Here is a 5,119-nt window from a genome sequence, read left to right on the forward strand (position 1 = left end):
CAGGTGCAGCGCACCTGGCTCGCGGCCTTACGAACTAGAGCGGAAATCAAGTGACCGAAAGAATTTCACGGCAATCACAAAAAGAGAAAAATCTTGTCTGACACTCAACTGATTTCAGCATGTCGAGCTTTTGTATCGTTCAAGGACCGACTGGATGAAAGCCTGACGGAAGTCGATGATCCGTATGAACGCTTCTACGAACGCAGGGCGATTTTTCCGAAGAAATTTCTACGCGACGCGCTTCCCTTTTCCGATGCGTTTTACAGCTATGATGACATGGTTCCAGAGACTATCGACCCGACGCTTGTCATCTCGGGGCAGTATCGGGACCGACCGGATCAGGGGAGAGATTACGATCACGAGATCATGGAATGGTCTGATGGTATTGTGAGCGATAACGACAAATATTGCTCAGAGGCACCGAGATATGCCCGTATCGGAACGATGCCGCTTTACGTGGCTCTGGAAGGCAAGAACCGGGTGACTTTGTTCAAGCGTCATCAGCGCCCGATGCGGGCCTTTATCACGCCGGTAGCCTTTCCGGCTCCGTCGGATCTGACGATCGTGCGGTTTTCCCCGTTCGGCGCTTACGGATTGGCTTATCAGGATGAACCAGCCAGAATCATTCCCTATCCTGAAGTCGCCCTGCCCCTTCTGACGGCTTATGGCGTTACCAGCCAAGAGAAAAGCTGGTCGCTGCGGGCTGCTGGATACGCCCGCACAGCACAGAACGAAATCAGAAAATCTCGCATGGCACCATAGAAAACCAGCTACTGCCGCGCCCCAATAGCAAGGACTTGGAAATACCCGATGAAGACTTCTGGACTGGATGTGTTTGATGGCGTCAAGGCGGCACAAGATCCTCGGATACAGGAGGAACTTCTGAACATGGCATGGGCAGATGGCGACGCAGCGGCGTTTGCTCATGCTCTTTCGGTCATAGCGCGCGCGCAGGGAGCGGACGATATTGCGAAGGAAGCCCTGTCTGAAAAAGGCGATCTCGACCTGACCGGCCTGTTCCGCATCATGTCGGCGCTCGGCATAAAGGTGACGTTTCATGCGGCGGACTGATGCGGCACACGCCGAAGGGATGGCGGCCTGTCGGGCCGCCACAGAGCAGTCAGCCCCCGCGAGGGGGCTTCAGTTTCAAGTGTCCGCTTAGACGTTCACTTGCCTTTGACTTTTTCGACGCTCTTCAGGCCGAAAGCGGAAATCCGGTCCATAACCTCGCCGCATTCTGCGCAATGAACAGTAAACTTTTCACTCCACCCCCCATGCTCCGGTCCCGTTTGAATTGTTATTCTATTCACTGTGCCGCATTTTTCACATTTCTCTTTGTAAGATTCTTCACCAATATTACACATATTTTTGGTATTCCTTTTTCATGTCCGTTTCGAGATACGCAATGCCTGTGCATCGCGCATTGAGCGGAACGCCAGAACGATCTGTTTGCTGAAAGCGGGACTGAACTGGCCGCGCGCGGTTCGGTCTTCCAGCGTGTAGGACGTTTCGAGGATGTCGTAATTCACTTCATCCACCATCACCCACAGGGGCATATCCGTATCCAGCTTCGCCCTGCGGGCCTCGGTTTCCGGAATCAGCACGGCCTGACGATCAGCAGCAGGCTCTTTGCTCGTGATCGGCAGGATGAAGAGGTGATGCTTGCCGTCCCGGTCAATGGCAACGACCACCACGCAGCTCGGCCGCTTTTTTCGGCCTTCCGTCTCACCTCGTAAATCCTGCCATTTCCAGAGATAGTGATAGTCGATGACCTGGCCGACACGCGGGAAGTCATCAGCCATTCAGATAGTCCTCAATCCCCTGATCGCACAGGACGGCAACGTCTTCAGGCATATCGTTGACGGCATAAGCCTTCTGACTGCCCGTATCCCTGCTGGTCAGCGTCTCGTATCGCTCCATCGACATGACAACGAACCGGGGCTTGCGATGCTTGGTGATGGCGACGGGGGCGACGGCTGCGGCCTCGAAGAGATCGCCGGTATTACGGGTCAGGTCGCCCGCTGCAAACTGCTTCACTGGCTTTATCCTCCCACGGGGGCAATATCAAGAATATACAGAAATTCTGAATATTCCGCAAATTAAATCGCTGAGGATAGCAGAGGCATGGCGGCCTACAGGGCCGCCAAATGATACACAGCCCCCGTCAGGGGGCTTCCGTTTATCGTGGCTATCCCGAGGGGAGAAGAGACTATGCCACAGAGGGCGCAACCATCCGCTCTTCTGTGCTCACCTAGCTGATTTTTTCGCGACCAGCAGCGCAGCCACAGGTCCGCCCCATGCCCCCAGCAGGCTGAGGACGGCGATTGCGGTCGAGAACCAGAGTGGCAAAGCCTCGGGCGAGGCATCGGCTCCCATCATCATCGGCAGACCCAGCACGCCGAATATGAATTGAAAGAAGACAACGGGCAGAGCGATGATTTTCACAGATCGAAAGCTGTGCGTGAACATCACAGACAGGCCCGCCATCATGACAGAAAAAAAGAGACCGGCCGTCAGGATGCCTATCCCATGAAGGGCCAGGAACCATTGCGGCAAGAGTTCCAGCCCACGGTCCCGCATCAGACAGAACATAATCACGACACCAGTCAGAAAACCGAAAGTCACGATCAGTTTCAGCGTGTCGATGGCATCAGCAATATGCCCAGCCAGACGGTCAACGCCATTTGGCGCAGTATTCTGCTCTGTTGTCATGTCCTAATTCCACCAGAACCTGTTTTGCCGTTACTACCATAAGCCCGGTCTTATGCGTAAGAAATTGCCGGTCGCTTATGGGAGCAGGAATTGATTTTGACTTACTCGTGCCGAAGTAACGCACTGTCTGCCTGATGTTCGGGTTTCTCACTTTCTGGTGCCTCGGAAAGAAGAGACAAAAGAGTATCGGGAACCGGTTCCTTCACCACAGCACCGAACCGGGCGCGCAGCGCGCGCTTCAGCCACGACGCCAGAAAATTTTCATCTGAATACTTGTGCATATCCGATCCTTCCCACTGCATTTTAATCGGATCGCCCACGACAGGAAGATTCTGGCGTCGTAGAGCACTCCACAATGTTGCGAACCCGGCATCATCAGCCGGAGCGGGTGGCCGGGGCGCAGTGCCCCGGCCGGTTGTTGTCATGCGGTCGCTGCGCCGGGTGTGCGGAGAAAGGCCGGAAGCCATCCGCTTTCCGCTGCGGCCTTGGCCGCGTCGGTGGCGAGGGCATCCCGTTTTGCCTTCTGCCAGTCGCCGGGGTTTGCTCCTGCCTCGGTGATGTAGTCGGCAATGGTGGATTTCGTCAGCGAACGGAAGAAGTTGTCCGCATCGGGCGTCCACCATTCGCGCATGTCGAAGCCGATTGAGGCTGCGATGTCACGCGACGAGCCGCGCTGCCTGTCCACGGACCAGTCCTCCTTTCCGGCATTCACGAAGGGCAGGGCGCAGGCGGCAAGAATTTCGACCAGTTCGCTTTCGGTACGGCCCAGAAGCCACGGCCACAGCCGATCATCCTGCGGGATGCGCAGAGGGTTGAGGCGTTCCAGCCGATATTCGGCAACCGCGCACATGGCCGGGTTGGATGCCTTGTCGTGCGGCGTTTCGGGCGTCTCGAAGCGGGGAGACATCGCGCCGTGGTGCTGCATCAGAAGCGCATGGACCAGAACCCGCAGGACCATCACACTGTCCCGCGCAAGCGTCGCCTGTAGGGCGGCTGTCCGCTCGCGATAGAGCGTTTCCATCAGACCGTTGGGAATGGTGGGCACGGCACTGTCATTCTCGGCTGTGCTGGCGCTGGCGGCGTCCTTCTTCTTCGCGCCGGGTTTGACCACGCCCACATAGGTCGTGCCGATCTCCGCCCCCTCGGTCATGATGAAGACCCCGGCCTGTTCCTTCTGCTCGGCGCTCCACAGGTGAGCCGCATTCTGCAATGCCTCAAGCTCGGCGGTCAGGGCGTCGTATTCTTCGTTTTCCTCGTCGGTCAGGCCCTGGGACTGCTCGTTTTCCTCGATCTCGGTCAGCCGGTCGGCAATCGCCTCGATGCGTGCGGCATCCTCGGCGGTTGGCTCGGCCTGTTTTGGCGACAAACGAGGGGTGGAATAGAACCAGCTTGGCCGGTCCGTGATGCGTTCAACCCATGACCAGCCTTCGGCCCTGAACCCGGCTTCGACTTCGCCCAGCTTCTTTTCGGCCAGTTCGTGCAGAAGCGGGGTATCGGTCAGGAAACCGTTCTCTCCGAACAGGTCCTGCACCACGGTCCCGCCCGCAGCGCGGTAGGTATCCAGTCCGACGAAGGAGACGATGCGGCTGCTTTCGGGAACGGCCCCCTGCATGAGCCGGTTCTTGATGGAGTGCGGGGCAACCTGAAAGTGCGTATCCAGCACCCATTGCAGCACACTGTCCTGCGCCTCGTGATCGTCCGCCACGGTGAAGGCCGAAACCTGTTCGAGCGTGAGCTGATCCTGTCGGAAGGCGCTCATGACAGCAGGAGAGACGGACGCCAGCTTCAGGCGCTTCGCGACGATTGAAGCGGAGACGCCAAAACGCTGCGCGATCTGCTCGACGGAGCGTCCCAATTCGACCTGTCGGGCGAACGCCTCAAACTGGTCGGCCGGGTGCATCGCATGACGCTGCACGTTCTCGGCAAGGCTGATTTCCTCGGCTTCCTCGGGTGTCACGATCCGGCAGAGAACGGACTTGTCCTCGGTCCAGTCGCCGCGTTCGACCAGCAGGGACATGGCGAGAAAGCGTCGGCCGCCCGCGACAACGCCGAAGCGGTCACCATCCGGCACGACGACAAGGCTCTGGATCAGGCCAACAGCTTTCAGGTTGTCGGCCAGTTCTTCGATAGCGATGGCGGGCACCGTGCGCCGGACATTCAGGGGCGAACGGAACAGCTTGCTGAAGGGGATGCGTGTCCCGTCTGTATCGTTGGCGGGCGTCGTGATTGGCGTCGGCGTCTTGCTCGTAGTCTTTCTGGCGGGCTTCGTGGTGGCTTTCTTGGGCTCACTGCGGAGTGTTGCAGACATAGGGTTTACCCTCCCTGCACCGGGCGGAGAGGAAGGACCATCCCCCCACGTTTTCCCGCCCGGTGTTCTTATTATATACACGATATAATAATGGAGGGG

7 protein-coding genes are annotated in these 5,119 nt (G+C 57.8%); 2 read left to right on the forward strand and 5 right to left on the reverse strand.

Annotated features, from left to right (window positions below):
- Positions 1-93 precede the first annotated feature (93 nt).
- Complete coding sequence (locus B7444_RS06780; RefSeq protein ID WP_007284655.1) at positions 94-762, forward strand: hypothetical protein; 669 nt, start codon at positions 94-96, stop codon at positions 760-762.
- A 48-nt stretch (positions 763-810) separates the two neighbouring features.
- Positions 811-1,071 carry a helix-turn-helix domain-containing transcriptional regulator gene (locus B7444_RS06785; RefSeq protein ID WP_007284654.1) on the forward strand — a complete coding sequence of 87 codons (261 nt, stop codon included), beginning with the start codon at positions 811-813 and terminating at the stop codon, positions 1,069-1,071.
- A gap of 311 nt (positions 1,072-1,382) precedes the next feature.
- On the opposite strand, the gene B7444_RS06795 is transcribed toward B7444_RS06785, so the two are convergent.
- The 5 genes from B7444_RS06795 to B7444_RS06815 all read right to left on the reverse strand — a co-directional run.
- Positions 1,383-1,802 carry a hypothetical protein gene (locus tag B7444_RS06795; RefSeq protein ID WP_007284653.1) on the reverse strand — a complete coding sequence of 140 codons (420 nt, stop codon included), beginning with the start codon at positions 1,800-1,802 and terminating at the stop codon, positions 1,383-1,385.
- Positions 1,795-2,037, reverse strand: coding sequence for a type II toxin-antitoxin system Phd/YefM family antitoxin (locus B7444_RS06800; RefSeq protein WP_007284652.1), 243 nt, complete (start codon positions 2,035-2,037; stop codon positions 1,795-1,797). The genes B7444_RS06795 and B7444_RS06800 overlap by 8 nt, the downstream gene beginning before the upstream one ends.
- A 210-nt stretch (positions 2,038-2,247) precedes the next feature.
- Positions 2,248-2,712, reverse strand: coding sequence for a hypothetical protein (locus B7444_RS06805; protein WP_007284651.1), 465 nt, complete (start codon positions 2,710-2,712; stop codon positions 2,248-2,250).
- Positions 2,713-2,813: 101 nt separating this feature from the next.
- A complete protein-coding gene (locus tag B7444_RS06810; protein ID WP_007284650.1) occupies positions 2,814-3,137 on the reverse strand; it encodes a NepR family anti-sigma factor in 324 nt (107 codons plus the stop codon).
- Positions 3,134-5,119 (reverse strand): ParB/RepB/Spo0J family partition protein (locus tag B7444_RS06815; RefSeq protein WP_252365375.1); only part of this gene is annotated, 1,986 nt, incomplete at its 5' end. The genes B7444_RS06810 and B7444_RS06815, both read right to left, overlap by 4 nt.

The sequence above is a fragment of the Gluconobacter thailandicus F149-1 = NBRC 100600 genome (genome assembly GCF_000964465.1).
In the GTDB taxonomy this organism is placed as follows: Bacteria; Pseudomonadota; Alphaproteobacteria; order Acetobacterales; family Acetobacteraceae; genus Gluconobacter; species Gluconobacter thailandicus.

Excerpts from the sequence above, each read along its gene's own strand:
- B7444_RS06810 (WP_007284650.1), bottom strand. The coding sequence starts at position 3,137 with ATGACAACAACCGGCCGGGGCACTGCGCCCCGGCCACCCGCTCCGGCT.
- B7444_RS06785 (WP_007284654.1), top strand. The coding sequence starts at position 811 with ATGAAGACTTCTGGACTGGATGTGTTTGATGGCGTCAAGGCGGCACAA.
- B7444_RS06805 (WP_007284651.1), bottom strand. The coding sequence starts at position 2,712 with ATGACAACAGAGCAGAATACTGCGCCAAATGGCGTTGACCGTCTGGCT.
- B7444_RS06795 (WP_007284653.1), bottom strand. The coding sequence starts at position 1,802 with ATGGCTGATGACTTCCCGCGTGTCGGCCAGGTCATCGACTATCACTAT.